10 protein-coding genes are annotated in these 16083 nt (G+C 63.7%); 4 read left to right on the top strand and 6 right to left on the bottom strand.

What is annotated here, in order from left to right; genetic code table 11:
• Positions 1 to 289: 289 nt before the first annotated feature.
• The 6 genes from ACX40Y_RS04105 to ACX40Y_RS04080 form a co-directional block, all read right to left on the bottom strand.
• Complete coding sequence (locus ACX40Y_RS04105; RefSeq protein WP_459118250.1) at positions 290 to 964, bottom strand: ABC transporter ATP-binding protein; 675 nt, start codon at positions 962 to 964, stop codon at positions 290 to 292.
• A complete protein-coding gene (locus ACX40Y_RS04100; protein ID WP_459118249.1) occupies positions 961 to 1776 on the bottom strand; it encodes an ABC transporter permease in 816 nt (271 codons plus the stop codon). Before ACX40Y_RS04100 ends, ACX40Y_RS04105 begins: the two co-directional genes overlap by 4 nt.
• Positions 1766 to 2896 (bottom strand): hypothetical protein, encoded by a 1131-nt coding sequence (locus ACX40Y_RS04095; protein WP_459118248.1) that lies wholly within the window; start codon positions 2894 to 2896, stop codon positions 1766 to 1768. The genes ACX40Y_RS04100 and ACX40Y_RS04095 overlap by 11 nt, the downstream gene beginning before the upstream one ends.
• A gap of 259 nt (positions 2897 to 3155) precedes the next feature.
• Complete coding sequence (locus tag ACX40Y_RS04090; protein WP_459118247.1) at positions 3156 to 3881, bottom strand: hypothetical protein; 726 nt, start codon at positions 3879 to 3881, stop codon at positions 3156 to 3158.
• 66 nt (positions 3882 to 3947) lie between these two features.
• The gene (gene kdsA, locus ACX40Y_RS04085; RefSeq protein WP_459118246.1) at positions 3948 to 4790 is read right to left on the bottom strand and encodes a 3-deoxy-8-phosphooctulonate synthase; all 843 of its coding nucleotides are present in this window, start codon (positions 4788 to 4790) and stop codon (positions 3948 to 3950) included.
• Between the two features lie 48 nt (positions 4791 to 4838).
• The gene (locus ACX40Y_RS04080) at positions 4839 to 6779 is read right to left on the bottom strand and encodes a GSCFA domain-containing protein (RefSeq protein ID WP_459118245.1); all 1941 of its coding nucleotides are present in this window, start codon (positions 6777 to 6779) and stop codon (positions 4839 to 4841) included.
• Between the two features lie 309 nt (positions 6780 to 7088).
• Here ACX40Y_RS04080 and ACX40Y_RS04075 point away from each other — a divergent pair, with 309 nt between their 5' ends.
• From ACX40Y_RS04075 to ACX40Y_RS04060, 4 genes are read left to right on the top strand one after another with little or no spacing between them, the layout of a single operon-like run.
• Positions 7089 to 11183, top strand: coding sequence for a sulfotransferase family protein (locus ACX40Y_RS04075; RefSeq protein WP_459118244.1), 4095 nt, complete (start codon positions 7089 to 7091; stop codon positions 11181 to 11183).
• Complete coding sequence (locus tag ACX40Y_RS04070; protein WP_459118243.1) at positions 11180 to 12721, top strand: hypothetical protein; 1542 nt, start codon at positions 11180 to 11182, stop codon at positions 12719 to 12721. Before ACX40Y_RS04075 ends, ACX40Y_RS04070 begins: the two co-directional genes overlap by 4 nt.
• Entirely contained in the window at positions 12711 to 14906 is a 2196-nt protein-coding gene (locus ACX40Y_RS04065) for a glycosyltransferase family protein (protein WP_459118242.1), read from the top strand. Before ACX40Y_RS04070 ends, ACX40Y_RS04065 begins: the two co-directional genes overlap by 11 nt.
• Positions 14903 to 15997, top strand: coding sequence for an NAD-dependent epimerase/dehydratase family protein (locus ACX40Y_RS04060; protein WP_459118241.1), 1095 nt, complete (start codon positions 14903 to 14905; stop codon positions 15995 to 15997). Before ACX40Y_RS04065 ends, ACX40Y_RS04060 begins: the two co-directional genes overlap by 4 nt.
• The last annotated feature ends 86 nt before the right edge of the window (positions 15998 to 16083 follow it).

Genomic DNA, 16083 nt, shown 5'->3' with positions numbered 1-16083 from the left:
AACTTTTTCCCCACTGCGACCTCGACGAGTCGGCGTTCAGCCCATTTTTGACGCGGTGGAACCGCACGTCGCGACGGCGAACCAGCGCTTTATCAAAGGACTGGCGCACTACGCGTTGGAGGTGCCGCATTGCACGCACCCCCTGCATTCGTCAACGCTTGCACAAACTTGCGCATATCACGCGATCGAGTCGAAAAGACCGTCGCAAAACCCACGCTCAATAGGCAGCTGCGCCGGCTGAACACTTCTCCAAAAGCAAGGGCAAGCCCCTTTCGGGGAAACTTAATTGTTACGCCTCTTCCGAAGAAGCGCCAGCCATAAGCTTCTTGTATTCCTTCAATACATCGTTGAACGTCGGATACTCTTCAATCACGCCGTCATTTAGAAGGAGAAATCGATTACACACTTCCTCCAGATAACGGCGGCTATGCGACACGAGTAGCATTGCCTTGTCTTGGCGCTTCTCGAAAAGTTCGACGCGACACCGTTCCCGGAACCGTTCGTCACCGACGGCAATGACTTCGTCGATCAGGAAACAATCGAAATCGATCACCATCGATATGGCAAATGCCAATCGCGCCTTCATGCCCGAAGAATAAATGCGCACCGGCTCGTCAAGAAACTTGCCGAGTTCCGAAAAATCTTTGACGAACTCGAGCCTCTCCCGAAAGTCCACGCCGTAAATCCGGCAGATAAAGCGTAGATTATCTGCGCCGGTGAGGCGGCCGTGGAAGCCTCCGTTGAAGGCGAGCGGCCACGAGACGCTCATCGTGCGTTCTATGGTTCCCGTGCTTGGCTTCTCGGCGCCGCTGACGATCCGAGTCAGCGTCGATTTGCCGGCGCCATTGCGACCGAGCACACCGATGCGCTGGCCGGGACGGATATCGAAGTTGACGTTGTTCAACACCACCAGCTTGCCGCCGTTGATGTCGTAGCGCTTGGTAACGTCGATCAGTCGGATCATGCGTCGGGCTCACCGCCGCCAATGCGGCGTACCTGGCTCAGGCCGAACAGCGTCAGGCCCAGATTCCAGCTGATCAGATAGCCGACATCGTAATGGGGTGTGAAATAGGAGCCGAAAAAGCCGTCGCGGATCAGTTCGGTGCCGTGGAGCATCGGGATGTAGAGGACGATCTCGCGCGCCTTTTCCGGCAGGCTGTCCGCCAGGAAGGCAGCACCGGAAAAGGGAAACAAGATGTACGAGGTTGGCGACCAGAGCTTCTCGATCATCTCGAACCGCTCCGCCAGCCCGGCCATCGTCAGTGCCAGGCCAGCACCGAACCACGCGATGAGCGACCAGCCTGCAAGCACCTTCAGCGTGTCCTCGGGCGGCTCGAGCCAGCCATAGATCCAGAACAGGACGCCAAGAATGACGAAGCTGGACGTAACGGCGCCCTGCTCGAGTAGAATGCGTGAATAGAACACGTCAAGCACCGTGACTTGCCGATGATGCAGCAGGTGCACGTTCGACTGGATCGCGTGCATGCACCGGCCCGGCAATGTTCGCCAGAGCAACATCGCCGAATAGCCGGTCAGCGCGAACTCGGTGATCGGGATGCTGGAACCATGCACGCCCCGGGTCGCCGTCCAGATCAGCGTGATCGCGATCGTGAACATCATCGGCTCTAGGAAGAGCCAGAGGAATCCGATGTTGTTGCGGCCGTAGCGTGTCAGCAGTTCGCGCATCAGCAGCGCATAGACCACCCTGCATTGCACGCGCAGCGAACCGCGCAGGCCGCGTTCGAGCCCGACGGGCGTTTCCGGTTTAGCTGCCATGCTCGCGGATACCTGCGTACAACATTGAAGCGATGCCCCAGACGACCAGCCCGATCAGCAACGTCGCGAGAATGCCCCGGATCCGTCGCGGCTCCGTCGGGGCATCGGGAAGGCCGGGGTCGACGATCCGCTCGACATAGGCCTGCTTGCGCCGCGCGTCGTTGCGAGCCTCCTCCAGCGACGCCAGCGCCCCCGCGAGCTGCTTTTCGGCGAACTGGTTTTCGAGCTGGAGCCGCTCATACTGGACCGACGAAGCCGCGAGCGACCCGCGGCCGCCGGCGATCTGCGCCATCTGGTCATCCATCTCCCGCTGGAGGTCGCGGATATTCCGTTTGAGCACCGGGATCTGCGGGTTGGCCGGCGTGAATGCCTCGAGCTGGCGCAACTGCGTCCGTGCCAGGATAAGTTGGTCCTGCAGCTTGGATACCATCTGCAAGCCGGCGGTGGCCTGCACCTCGGGATCGACGAGACCGCTACTGTTGCGATAGGCGGCAAGCGCGAGCGACGCCTTGCTCGCCTTTTCCTTCGCATCCTTCACCTCGGTCGCGGCGTAGCTGATCAGGTCCTGGCGGGCCCTTTGGTTGATCTTGTTGACCGTCGCTTCGGCCATCTCGAGCAGTTGCTTGTTGATCCGATACGCATCGGCGGCGGTGAATGCCCGAACCGTCAGCGTGCTGATCGACGTTGCGGAGTCCTGCTGGATCATGATCTGCGACAGATAGTAGCGATAGAGATCCTCGAACGAGTCATTGATGCCGAAGGGCTTAAACCGATCGATCACCGATATCTCGGGCCGCGAATAGGCCTTCTCAAAATAGCCGCCGCGATTGACGGCGCGGAGCGCATCGCGCGATTCGACATAGGCCTTGGCCGCGAAAATCTCTTCGCTGGCGTTCGAGAAACCCGCGGTCTGCAGGATCATCCCAAGCCCCGTCGCCGCCGGCTTCTCAGGGCTGCGGACGACGAACTTGGATTCGGAAATGTAGACGTCGGACGCCAGGAACCCGAAATAGATGATCGCCACCACCACCGGGGCGACCACCGTCACAAGGAATATCGGGTTGGCGTGGCGAAACAGGCTTCGCGCTTTATTGAGCATGATGTCGGTTCTGATCTTCATCGAGGGCGGCGACCCCGGATCGCCCTGGCACCATCACTGGTGCGAAACAACCGCAGGCCGCCACTGTCAAATTCCCATTTACCCGCGCGGCATAGCGCCATGATCGTGGCAACGCCATGGCCAGCGGCGGCGTTCGTCAGATCCGGGCAGGCTCACGCCTCCTTGGTCGGGACACCGCGGGCGAACCGCGTCACGCGGACGGAAGCGACAGCCCCGCCGTGTTCGCCATCGTCAGGTCCGGCCACGCCGTTGCGTCGGCTCATTCCGCTGCAAGGTCCCTCGCGGCGTCGCTCGCCTCGTACAGCATCCGCTCCTTGATCCAGAGATCGCCATAGTCGACGTCCTGCCATTCATCGAACCACGGACCGCCATTGGTATAGTGGATGACCCGCGGCGTCGTCGGCATCTTCGGATATTCGCCGGCCAGGAAATTCCAGTCGAGGTCGAGCGCACCGATCGCGTCGTCATTCGCAATCCAGCCAAACCGATGCAGGTGCGCGGGCGCGGCTTCGTTCACCACGTCTGGCGTCAGCGCCCGGACATCGGGATGGCCGCAGTTGAACACCATGAACGACGACCAGTTCTTGCGCGGATAGACGGTCTGTTGCTGGTTATCCATCTTCACGGCGAACGCCGGGGTATAGTCGTGCTGAACGCAGTAGAGCGCCTTGGCGGGATCGAGCCCCGCCAGGACCTGGCCGACATCGGCGGTGAACAGGAAGTCGCAATCGCAAAACACCACCCAGCCCTCGTCCTGCGCCGCAAGAAACGGGGTGAGGAACCGGGTCAGCGAGAACTCGGTCGACGATGATCGATCGAACGGCCGCGTATAGAGGCCGAGCTCGCGAAGCACCGGCTGCCGCAGCGGGATACAGGCCACGTCCTGCGCGGCGTGGCGCACGATCGAGTGGCGGCAAACCTGCCAGGCAATGTCCTCGCGACTGTCATAGCCGACGAAGATCTTCAGGGGTTTTGCATGTACCAACGGCTCGATCCCATCTCAATTCATCAAACTGGACCGCCACAGGCTGTTGCCGGCGGCGGATACGTCTCACCCGCCGATGGTGGCGGGAAAGGATTTCACCAGGCGGTCGATCGCCTGCATCTGCTCAAGATAGCCGCGCAGCGCCGGCAGCGGAAGGGCGCAGGGGCCATCGCAAAGCGCACGGTCCGGATCCGGATGGGCTTCGAGAAACAGGCCCGCAATGCCCAGCGCCATGCCCGAACGCGCCAGCGCAAAGGCCTGATCGCGACGCCCGTCGGCGCTGTCGCTGCGGCCGCCCGGCTTCTGAAGCGCGTGCGTCGCATCGAACACCACCGGCGCCATCGGCTTCATCAGGTCCATGCCGAGCATGTCGACGACCAGATTATTGTAACCGAACGAAGAGCCGCGTTCGCAAAGGATCACCCGGTCGTTCCCGGCTTCCTCGCACTTGCGGATGATGTGCTTCATCTCGAGCGGCGCCAGGAACTGCGGCTTCTTGATGTTGATCGCCACCCCGGTCTTCGCCATCGCGACGACAAGATCGGTTTGACGCGCCAGAAACGCAGGCAACTGGATGATGTCGACGACTTCGGCCACAGGCGCCGCCTGAAAGGGTTCATGCACGTCGGTCAACACGGGAACGCCGAACCGTTCCTTGACCTCGGCCAAAACCTCGAGGCCCTTGTCCATCCCGGGGCCCCGAAAGGAATTGATCGAGGACCGGTTCGCCTTGTCGAAACTCGCCTTGAAGACATAGGGAATGCCGAGCGCGCCCGTCACCTCGACGAAATGGGCGGCGGTCTCCAGCACGATGTCCCGGTCCTCGATGACGTTCATGCCGCCGATCAGGACGAAGGGCGCGTCATTGGAAAAGACGACCGAATTGGAAACTTCAACTGCGCTAACCAACGCTAATCCCCTAAAAATAAGTACAATGTCGCGGATGCTGAAGCGCCATCAAACGCGCAACGCCTCTTCGTCGCAGATTACCGCCTGGCCCTCAGCCGCCTCTTTGCTCACCGTCTGGTCGGCGGATACCCCGCTATAGGTATAGTGCTTTAGAAACAAGCGCATGACGTGCCCCACGCCCTCCGCAGTCACCTCGCGCAGGTCTTCGGCATAATATTTGCCGCGATTGTAATTTCCCGTGATGATCTCGTAGGACGGAAAATAGTCAATCCATTCGCGGCCAGACGAGAGCGCCTCGGCAGCCGCACGAAGCACCGACTTGCTGTACGTTGTGGATAGCAGCACATGACGATTCTCATATGTCGCTTCCAATGGCACAGGTGATACCGTCAGGATAACTCTAGCCCGCGGGTTGACTGCGCGGAGCTTTCCTAGAAATTCCTCCATCTGCTGCACCGTCTCGTCGACGGTGTAGTTGTGGAATTCATACTTCGCCGGGTCCATCTCACCCGCGACAACCCCCGGCGCGAGCGGGAAGACCGCGCCATCGCCGATCGCCCGCCAGCTTTCCGTCAAACCGAGCGTGAAGACGAATACATCAAGCGAACGCCACATCCGGTTCACGCTCGCAAAATGTTCGGATCGATCGCGAATTACATCCTCAACCGTCGCGTAACCTTCGGGCTCGACCCGCGGTCGAAACGGATCAACGAAGCGACCATCGCTCCTCGTCCAGGCTACATCGTCAGGTTGAAAGGTACCGGTAGCCCGGTCGAAAAGCTGATTGAGCTGCGCAGCCGTATAGATATTGCCGTACCGGGCTGAAAAGACGCCGAACTGGCGCGCTTCGCGCTGCGCCGCATCCGATGGACCGGGTTCAGCGACGAAATAGTTGTAGCCCGATTTCGCGAGCGCCTTTGCGATGTGCTGCGCGAAGCAGCTTCCTGCAGTGGCGATCTGCATGCTTTCGCCGATCCGCTGCGAGGGCGGCCGCACCGGATCGAATGCGTCGGCGGCTACGGCCGTCACGCCCTTCCGCCAAAACTGATAGTCCGGCAGCCCCCGATAGGGATGCGAGCGCACCGTCACCGACGAACGTCGGCTCTTGAATGACTCAATCAGCGCGGCATACCGGCCATCCTCAAGCCTCGAGCACTCAAGCGTCGCCGGGTCGTGATTATCATACACTTCATAGCTGCCTGCCACGAATTCCTCGAGAGAATAGACGGCTAGGCCCGCCCCGTACGCGCGTTTGCCGCTGGGTGGCTTGAATATATACTCACCATCGCACCCGAATGCCTTGGCAAGCTCGGGATAGATCGGCCAGATCATGTGGGTCGTCAGCTGATCGGGGATCAGCCCCTCGGGATAGCGAACCGCCGGCCGCTCACCCATCTTTTCGAGAATCGCGCGCGCAAGGCCCGCAAGTACGACCGGTTTCGGATGATTTGGCGTGTGCATGAAAGGCCGCACACGCGTCCAAGACGCCATTTCATCGGCAATATCCAGCCCGCGCCGGCGCGCATCGGTAACGAGTTCAGCCGAAGCGGCGTCAAGATAATCGAAATACCCGAGCAGACGATAGGCGCTCTCGTTGAAAAGCTTGACCGCATCTTCCACGGTCAGCCCCGCCTTCCACGCTGCGATCGCAATCGCCGAATTGCTGTTGTGGAGCGGCGTTGCGATCAGCCCCTTTGGGCCGCGCACGAACACGCAATCGGGATGAAAGCCCGTGAAATAGATGGTCGGACAAGAAATGATCGGGCGCTCCGACCCGGCTTCCTTCAGCGCCTGGCGCACACGCTTTTCCATGACGCTCTGAACGATCAGGCAATCCGCCTTGATGAGCTCGTCCATCGATACCAGGCCAGTGTTGATCTCCCGCGAAAAGCCGGGAACGAACTGGGCGTTCGGCACCATCGCGGCAAGATAATCACTGAGGGGTCTGGCCTGGCAATTGCCAATCACCGCAAACGATTTTTCGACCATCTTTTTGAACGCCCTCAACGCTAAATTTGAGTCAGCCAGACCCGATCGGGACACGGTGCGCCGCAATAGTAGAGATTCGGCTCCACGCAAACGGCGGTAAAGTGCTTTCAATTCACCGTTCCGGTCGCTTGACTGACAACACTCGCCCCTAAAGCTACCCGTCGCCTTGTTGACTTCCGCGGACCCGATAAGCAAGAGACCGCTGCGATGGAACAGGCGAAAAGCGCGGTGGCCCCCGAAAATCAACATTCCTCCTCCGCAGCGCAGTCTGTCGGCCCGATCACGCGGACGTGCATCCTCGTGCTGGGAATGCATCGCAGCGGAACCTCGGCGCTGACGCGCACGCTGTCGCTGCTCGGCGCAGAACTTCCGACGCACCTTCTGGGTCACGATGGCAGCGGGGCAGCCAGCAACCGACTGGGGCATTGGGAGCCCGAAAAGGTCGTCGAGCTCAACGATGCGGCGCTGCTGGCCGCCGGAATCGACTGGCGCAATGCGGCGGGCGTGCCCGAAGAATGGTTTGCCTCCGCCGAAGCGTCCGGGTTTCGCGCGCGCGCCGTCGATCTGCTTGCCCGGGAATATGGCACGGCGCCGCTGTTCGTGATGAAGGATCCGCGCACGTGCCTGCTCGGGCCGATGTGGCTGGGTGCGCTGCGCGACGCCGGTATCACACCGGCACCCGTTCTGGTCTATCGCAGCGCGGCCGAGGTGGCGGCATCGCTGCACAAGCGCAACGAGATGGATCCGGTGCTCGGCGAGCTTTTGTGGCTTCGCTACGTGCTCGAGGCCGAGCGCGCGACGCGCGGCATGCGGCGGGTGCACCTTTCCTATCAGGCGCTGCTCGACGACTGGCAGGCGACGGTCGCGCGCGTCGGCGACGCGCTGGGGCTGGACTGGCCGATCGCTCCCGACGCGGCAGCCGGCGAAATCGATGCCTATGTGTCGCCGTCGGAGCGCCATCATGTGATTGCGCACGCCGCACCCTCGCTGCCCTGGGTTCGCGAGGTCGAGGCGCTGGTGACCGGGTGGTCGGCGGCGGACGAGGCGACTGGCGACACTGCCACGCTCGACGACGTCTATCGCATGTTCGATGGTGCCACAAAGGGGCTTTCGGCACCGTTGCGGGTGGCGTTCACCCAGTCGGCGATCGCCGCGAAGCTGCGCAAGGCGCGCAACAAGTCCGAGGCCGAGGCCGGACAGCTCAGATCGGAGCGCGTCGCGCTGGAAGCGCAGGCGGAAGCGCTGGAGACGCGGCTCGCCGAATCCGCCGATCGCACGCAGCAGCAGGCGGTGGCGCTGGCAGAGGCACGCACCGTTGCCGAACTCGGCCAGCGCGAATGGGCGGCGCGGATCGAAGGGCTCGAAAGCCTGGTCGAGGTTCATGCGCGAAACGCCGGCGATGCGGCAGCGCGCGCTGAGTCGTTCGAACGATCCTATCGCGAGCAGCAACGCGTCGTTGCAGAGGCCGTCGAGCAGTCGGCCCGGCTCGCCGCGCAGGCGGAGGGCGGCCAGATGTTGCTGGCGGAACGCGGGCGCCGGCTCGATGAACTCGAACGCTCGATCGCCACCGAGCGGGAACTGCGTGCGAGGGCGGAGGCGCTGGCCGACGAACAGCGCGAGCAGCTTCAGGCCATGGCGCGCGCCGAGGCGCGGCTGATGATGCTCGAAGCGGAGCTCGAGCGGTTCCAGCAGGAACGCGTCGAGGTACGCCAGCAGCTCGAGGCCGGTTTTCAGGCCAGGCGAAAGCTGGAAATCCAGCTCGCCGACGCCGAAACGACGACGCGGGGCGAAGTCAAGGCGCTGGAGTCGCAACTGGCGAAGGCACTGGCCCTCGCAAAGCAGCGCCAGGCGGCGATCGAGCACCTCCGCAGCGATCGTGCCGCAGCGCTTGCGAAGCGCGACAAGCGCATCGAGGAATTGCTTGCTGCGCTTCAGGCGGTCGAGACGACCCGGCCGGCGCCTCGCGCGTCGGGGAAGTCGCGGCCGCTCCTGCATCGCCTCGCACGTCTTCGCGACAAGCTCCTCGGCGGAAATCGCGCCCGGGACGCTGCCCAGCGCGAGCTGGTCGCGACGAGCGGGCTGTTCGATGCGGCCTATTATCTGCGCCGCTATCCCGACGTCGCTGCGGAGGGAATCGATCCGCTCGACCACTATATGCGCCACGGGGCCCGGGAGGGCCGCGCGCCGAGCGAGCGATTCAACGGTGCCCACTATCTCGAGGCAAATCCAGACGTAGGCGAGGCCGGCGTCAACCCGCTCGTCCATTATATCGAACATGGCCGTGCCGAGGGCCGTTCTCCCCTGCCTGAGCGAATCGTCTCGACGCTGCCCCGGCCCTTCTCGTCCCCGGTTGCGGGCATCGCCGCGCCTTTGTCCGCGCCGAAGCCGGTGTCCGGCGGCGCCAAGCCTTCGCATCGCGGAGACAAGCCGGCGTCCGCTTCCGTCGCCGCGCCGGTCAGCTATTCGCCCTGGCGCGGGCGGCCGGTCCGGTTCGCCGAGGTGGCGGATGCCATCGCCCCCTGGCGCGCCACGGCAGACCTGCCGACAGCGCATGGGATCGTCGCCGGGAACGCCGTGATCGCGGTCGAGCCCGATGAGGATCGGCCGGCCGGCCGGGCGTCGCTGGAGTGGCTGGCCTATCTCAACGGCGCCGGGCAACGGCCTCCCGGCGATGCCGCCGATGCCGTTCGCACGTCGCTCTGCAACGATGCCGTGATCCTCGACGACGCGTGGTTCGTGGCCGACCATGCCCTCCAGCTCCGGTTCCGCTGCACGGCAAAGCCGGCGGGCGACCGTCATTTTGGCGTCCGCCTGTTCCAGGCCGGTGGCGACGACGGTCTCGTCATCGTCGGTGAGGCAGTGTTTGCGACCACCGGCCTGCGGCTGGTCGGCGCGACGCTGGCCAACCCGTTCTGCCCGATCCTCGTTGTCGTCACCGACGATACCGGCGTCTATCATGATTGTCTGCTGATCGCCTTTCCCTCGCTCTGCCGGAACGGCGCGCATTTTGCCGAACTCGGCTTTGGCGGCGCCGATACGACGCCCGTCCGGGCACTGCGCCAGTATTCGGCCGACTTGTTGAACCGCATCGATCGCGAAGCGGGCTTCGCGGTATCGGACATCGCCATCCATCTCGGCGGTGCGACCGGCAGCGAGCCGATCTTTGGTATGGCGATGGGCGCGTGGCTCGCCGGGCTCGGCGTGGCGATTGCCGCCGAGGGCGCACCGTCGGACATGCCGGCCGCGGCGCGCGACGCGCTGGCGACGCAACTGGAAGAGGCGCGTGACGTCGGCAACCCGTCGCTGCCGCTGCGGCCGAAAGCGTCGACGCTCGTGCTTCCGCCCGATGCCGTCCCGGCCTTGACGGCGCTTTTCGGACCTGCTGGCGTCGGCGCGGCCGATCAGGCGGTGACGATGCTGGCAGTGGGCGCATTGTCGGCCGAGCCGCTTCATGCCCTTTCCGTTCCCGCAAGCTATGCGCCCGTCCCGGACGATGCGGCCCGGCTGGCACTCGGCTATCTCAGGTCCGCCGACACGGCGGTCGCGGGCATCGGCGCTGCGCCGCTCGCCCTGTGTCCCGCCGTTCCGCTTGCGGCCAAGGATCCGCGCCGTCTTTTCCCGGTGCCGATGGACATGGCGCACCCGCTGGTCAAAGCCGAAGCCGCCACGGCGCCGGTTTCGGTTGCGATCGACTGCGATGGCGCGGAAGCGGGAAGCATCGATGGCTGCGTCCAGGCGCTGATCGCGCAAACGGGAATCGGCGATCTCGAAATCATCCTGCTCGGCGGCGATGCAGGCACGATCGCGTCCGATGTCGCGGCGGCAGGCGTTCGCGTGGTCGCGATGGCGGGGACCAGTGGGAACCCGATCGCCGCGCGCCTCGATGCCGCGCGCGCGGCGACCGCCAATCTGCTTGTGTTCCTTCATCACGCCGTTGTCCTGAACGATCGACGGACGCTCGCCGGGCTGGCATCGATCGCCGACCTGCCCGACGCATTCTCGGCCGGCTGCGTGCTGGCTAGCGACCTGGTGGGTCCGCGGGGCGCGCAAATCCATCGCCGTGTTGCCGGCCATGTGACGCTCGCCCGCGAGCCGAACCGCGTCGGGGAAGTCGATATCAGCACGGCTTCGCTGCCGTTGCTCTTTCCGGTCGTTGCCCACTCCTTGCGGTGCTGTCTGGTTCGCAGGGACCGCTGGATCGAATGCGCGAGCGAAATCGAAGGGACGGTCGTTGATCTGACCGCGCTCGAGCTTGCGATCGGCCTCGGCGCGATCGCGGCCGGTCATCGAAATCTGTCGACCGCATCGCTGGTGGCGTTTGATGCGGCCGCCGATCCGGCGATTGCGACGGCGGCGGCAATGCCTCCGCCCGGTGTGACCGCCGTCCGAGAGTTTCGTCGATGAAGCTGACGATCGTCGTACCGTCTCAGCAATATCTCGAGCAGGCGGGAGTCAGGATTCGATACAGACGCATCACTGCGGCACTTGCCCGGCAAGGCACGCAACTCGATCTGGTTCCGATCGATGCGATGGCGAAGAGCGGCGCCCGTTCGACCGATGTGCTGCTGGTCAGCAAGTGCCAGGACGCGCGCGCCGTCGCGGTCGCTCGCGCCGCTCGGGCAGAGGGAATCGATGTCGGAATCGATCTGTTCGACGATTATTTCAGCCAGCAGACCGACAGCCGCTTCGCCAAACAGCGCGATTGGCTGCGGGCAATCGGAACCCACGCGTCGTTCTATCTCTGCTCGACGCCCGCGATGCGCGGCGTGGCCGAACGCTACCTTCCGGGTCTGCCCGGCCACATCCTGAACGACCCCGCGGTGACACCCGACCCGGCGGCACTTTCGGCGGCAATTGCGGCCAAGGCCGAGGACGCTCGCGCAAGTCGTCGAATCCCGGTGCTGTGGTTCGGGATGGGGGACAATCCAAACTTCCCGGTCGGCCTCCACGATCTGGCGGCTTATGGTGACGCGCTCGCAGCGTTCGGCGCGAACGGCTATGCCGTCGACCTGACGATCCTCACCAACGCCCGCGCGCTGGTGCCGGGTGCGCTGGCAGTGCTGCGGCACCTGCCCGTGCGATTCCAGATCGACATCTGGAGCGAGCAACGCGAACAGGCGGCACTGGCAGCCAATCTGATCAGCTTCCTGCCGGTCAATGCGCAGAATTTCAGCATCGTGAAATCGCCGAACCGGGCGCTGTCGGCGCTTACTGGCGGTACGCAGATCCTCGCCCGCGGATATCCGCTTTACCGCGCGTTCGACAGGTTCGCCTATCGCAGCGCCGGCGAGTTCGTGGATGATCTGCAGAAGGGCACATTGCGCCACGGCGCAGCGACAATGGCCGCGTTCATGGAGATGGTCGCCCGGACAGCATCGCCCGAGCGTGAAGCAACGGCGTTGCACGAGTTTCTCGCGTCGCTTCGTCGGCCCGCACCGGACGATCATGACAGGCGGCCCGCCGCCATCCTGCACGGGCTTCAAAGCGGCGCTGGCATCCACCGGTTCGCGCAGGCGCACGGGATGCTCTCCTTCGGCTCGCCCTTCACGCCCGGCGGTGCCGAGTACGACGCGCACTGGGGCTTTTTCGGGGAAGCCAAAACGCCCGCGCTTCGCCTTTCAGAGACAATGCTTGCCCGACTGCCGGCCGCATCGGCCCGCCAGGCGATCCGCGCAGACCGCGCGCTTGGAAAGGGGCCATCGATGATGCTGCCTGCTCCGGCGCTGGCCAGCGGCCTGCCGCTTGAAGCACTGAAGCCCTGCTTCGAGCGCGATGCGCCCGGCCGTGCGATGCTCTATTCCGCGGTGATGACGCAGACGCGCCAGCTATTCGAATCGATGTTCGGTCCACTCCACATCATCGAGTCCGAGCTCGATGCCACGATGCATGCCGCGCGTGCTCCCGACGACTTCATGCAAAGGGCCCCCTCCCGTGTCGCCTGATCAACCCACCGTCGCGTTGATGTTCGACCTGCTGCAGGACGTGAACATCCTCTGGCCGCTCGCCAAATTCGTCGACGCCGAAACGAACTTCAACCTCGTGCTGATGGTGTCCGAACGGTTCGTCGCGAGGGACAAGGAAGGAACCTGGCAGAAGGAGGTCGCCGATCTTGCCGATGCGACCCGCGCATCGACGATCAGATTCTCGTCGACGCTTGAGGCCTATTCGTTTCTCGCGGGCGGTCGCGGCCTGATCGTCGCGGGAAGCGAATCGAACTTGGGCGCGCATGCAACCAGCCACGACCTGTTCGTCGCTGCGCCGCCGGGCTATACGCGTGTGACGCTCCAGCACGGCTATGAATGCATCGGTTTCCTGCAGAACCGCGAGCAGTCGCTCGTGTTCGGGACCAACGTGCAGTTCGCCGCCGATATCGTGTGTAGCTGGATGCCGCTCGACCGGCTTCGCGAGATGACGCCCAGCGAACGGTCGAAGCTGCTGGTCACCGGGCCGACCAGCCTGCTGCGCGAAGCGCCATCTGGCAGATCGACTTCCGATGCGAAACCAGGACTGGTTTGCGAAAACCTTCATTCGGTGCGGCTGAATGCAGCGGGCGATTTCAAGGCCAGCTACATGGACACGTTCAACGCGTTCAGCAGCGAGATGCGGGCAGCAGGCAAGTCGATCGCGCTCCGGCCGCATCCCGGCGGCCAATATGTGGTGCGAAACGCTGTGCCGCTGCCCGCGAACGTCACCCTGGCAAACGAGCCGATGTACAAGACCGATCTGTCGCAATTTGCGTACGGCATTTCTGCGCCATCGTCGGTTTTGATCGACATGGTGATGGCGGGTATCCCGACCGCCGTATGGCAGGATCCCGACGGAACAATCGATACCAGCGCCTATGAAGGTCTGACCAGGATAACGTCGGTTGACGAGTGGGTCGCCTTTGCCCAGGCCGCAACCGCGGATCCGGCGCCTTTCATCGAAAGGCAAGAGGCCTTTCTCGCGCAGTCGGGCATCCTGACAGATCGGGCACAGGTTCGACGCAACTTTCTGGAACTGATTTCGGGCAGCTGCGCGGGCGCGACGACACCGGCGTTGCGGGTGCTGCTCGTCGCGCTCAACGATATCGCCACGCTGCAGATCAGCTTCATCAAGCCGCTGCGGGCACTGGTCGAGGCGGGTGTGGCGGAGATCCTGTTCGTCACCGAAATGCAGCTCAGGACGGAAGAGAAGCGGAAAAAGCCGGGCGCACAGCAATGGTTCAAGGACAAGATCGATGCGTTCCGTCCCGATGTCGCGGTCTATTGCCGCTATAGCGGGCGGCTCGCAGAATGGTCCCTCGGCTATCTGAAAGAGCACGGGGTCCCCACCGTGTTCCACATCGATGACGATCTCCTCAACGTCCCGATCTCGATCGGGGAATTGAAGTATATCGAGCACAACAGGCCCGAGCGTATCGGCGCCCTTCGATTCCTGCTGAACGAGTCCGATCTCGTTTACTGTTCGACGTCGAGACTGCAGCAGAGACTGGTCGACCTAGGCTTCGATCGCAGGTACCGCCAGGGCAAGATCTATTGCTCCACGACGGTCGTGGTCGAGGCCGAGCACCGGCCGGTCAGAAAGCTCGGCTATATGGGCTTCAGTCACGCCGATGATTTTCAACTCGTCGTGCCCGCCCTTGTCCAATTCATGCGCGAGCGGCCGGAAATCACGTTCGAACTGTTCGGTACCATGCCGCGGCCGCCCGAGCTGGACGAGTTCGGCGATCGCGTGACGTTGGCCCCGCCGGTTCGCGATTACAACGCCTTCCTTGAACACTTCGCGTCGCTCCAATGGGATGTCGGCATCTGCCCGCTCGACCGCACGATCTTCAATTCGGTCAAGGCCAACACGAAATGGGTCGAATACAGCGCAGTGGGCACGGCATCGATCGCCACGTCCAACATGGCGTATGACGAATGTTGCAGCGACGAATGCGGCATTCTGGTCGAAAATGCTGCCGATGCGTGGCTGGCGGCATTTCGCCGACTGGCCGATGATCCGGATTATCGCTATCGGCTCGTGCGAAACGCCCAGGCGCGGCTTCGGCGCGACTATACGATCGACCGGCTTCGGCGGCAGGTCCTCGACGTTTTCGACGAAGCCAGGACCATCCATCAGGAAACGATCGGAAACCAACCATGACGTCATCGACGATGCAGCCACTCGACGGCACCCGGGTCCTGATCACTGGCGGTGCCGGTTTCATCGGCTCGCGTCTGGCGCGCGCGCTCTCTGAATCAGGGGCGAACGTCACGCTCTATGACAGTCTTCTCGAACAGGTGCATGGCCCCAATCCGTCGCTGGACCTGGCCGGCGAACTGATCGTCGGCGATATCCGCGATCGCGAAAAGCTCGATCAGGTGCTGCGGGCGAGCGCCCCCGAGATCGTCGTTCATCTTGCCGCGGACACCGGCACCGGCCAGTCCGCCGACGAACCCGTACGATATGCGTCGGTCAACGTCGTCGGTACGGCGAACCTGATCGAGGGGATGAAGGCGCTGCCGACCCCGCCCCGCCGCGTCGTTCTCGCCGCGACGCGCGCGGTCTATGGGGAAGGCGCCTATCGCGATGCCGCGGACGCAATTTCGATTCCCGCGCCGCGCGATCCCGCCCGGATGGCCGCCGGCGACTTCGAGGTTCGAAGCGCGGCAGGCGACGTGCTGACGCCCGTGCCGACCCCAGCGACGCTGCCGCCCGCCCCTGGTTCGGTATACGGGTCGACCAAGCTGATGCAGGAATATCTGCTCCAGCAGACGCCGGCGCCGTGGCAGAATGTGATCCTGCGCCTTCAGAACGTCTACGGCCCCGGCCAGTCGCTCCGCAACCCTTACACCGGCGTGCTGTCGATCTTCACGAGCCAGGCGATGCGGGGCGAATCGATCGGAGTCTACGAGGATGGCGAGATCTACCGCGACTTCGTCTTCGTCGACGACGTCGTCTCCGCGTTTGTTGTCGCGTGTCGACAGGCCGATATCGGCGGCCGCACCTTCAACATCGGAACGGGCCAGCCGATGTCGATCCTTTGCGCAGCGCGCTGGATTCTGGAAGAGCTCGACTTGCCGGCGACGCGTTGCAGCATCAATGGCCGGTTTCGGGCGGGCGACATTCGATACGCCGTGGCGGACATTGCCGAAACGCTTGCTGACCTGGAATGGCGGCCGCTGGTCGCGCCCCGCGAGGGTGTTCGCCGTCTCGTCGAGTGGGCACAGGCCCAGACCCGCGTTCCGGCGTGACGCGCACAAGCCGGACGCTCGGGGTTTCGCCTCACGATGACCATGCGCGCCTCCACGCGGGCAGGTTTGCCGAGGTTGCGTTGAGC

This window comes from Sphingomonas sp. RS6 (assembly GCF_054489705.1).
This window is presented reverse-complemented; position numbering and strand designations above follow the sequence as displayed.

What these genes read in the sequence shown, in the direction of transcription:
- ACX40Y_RS04105 (WP_459118250.1), bottom strand. Translation starts at nt 964, where the DNA reads ATGATCCGACTGATCGACGTTACCAAGCGCTACGACATCAACGGCGGC.
- ACX40Y_RS04100 (WP_459118249.1), bottom strand. Translation starts at nt 1,776, where the DNA reads ATGGCAGCTAAACCGGAAACGCCCGTCGGGCTCGAACGCGGCCTGCGC.
- ACX40Y_RS04095 (WP_459118248.1), bottom strand. Translation starts at nt 2,896, where the DNA reads ATGAAGATCAGAACCGACATCATGCTCAATAAAGCGCGAAGCCTGTTT.
- ACX40Y_RS04080 (WP_459118245.1), bottom strand. Translation starts at nt 6,779, where the DNA reads ATGGTCGAAAAATCGTTTGCGGTGATTGGCAATTGCCAGGCCAGACCC.
- ACX40Y_RS04075 (WP_459118244.1), top strand. Translation starts at nt 7,089, where the DNA reads ATGCATCGCAGCGGAACCTCGGCGCTGACGCGCACGCTGTCGCTGCTC.
- ACX40Y_RS04070 (WP_459118243.1), top strand. Translation starts at nt 11,180, where the DNA reads ATGAAGCTGACGATCGTCGTACCGTCTCAGCAATATCTCGAGCAGGCG.
- ACX40Y_RS04060 (WP_459118241.1), top strand. Translation starts at nt 14,903, where the DNA reads ATGACGTCATCGACGATGCAGCCACTCGACGGCACCCGGGTCCTGATC.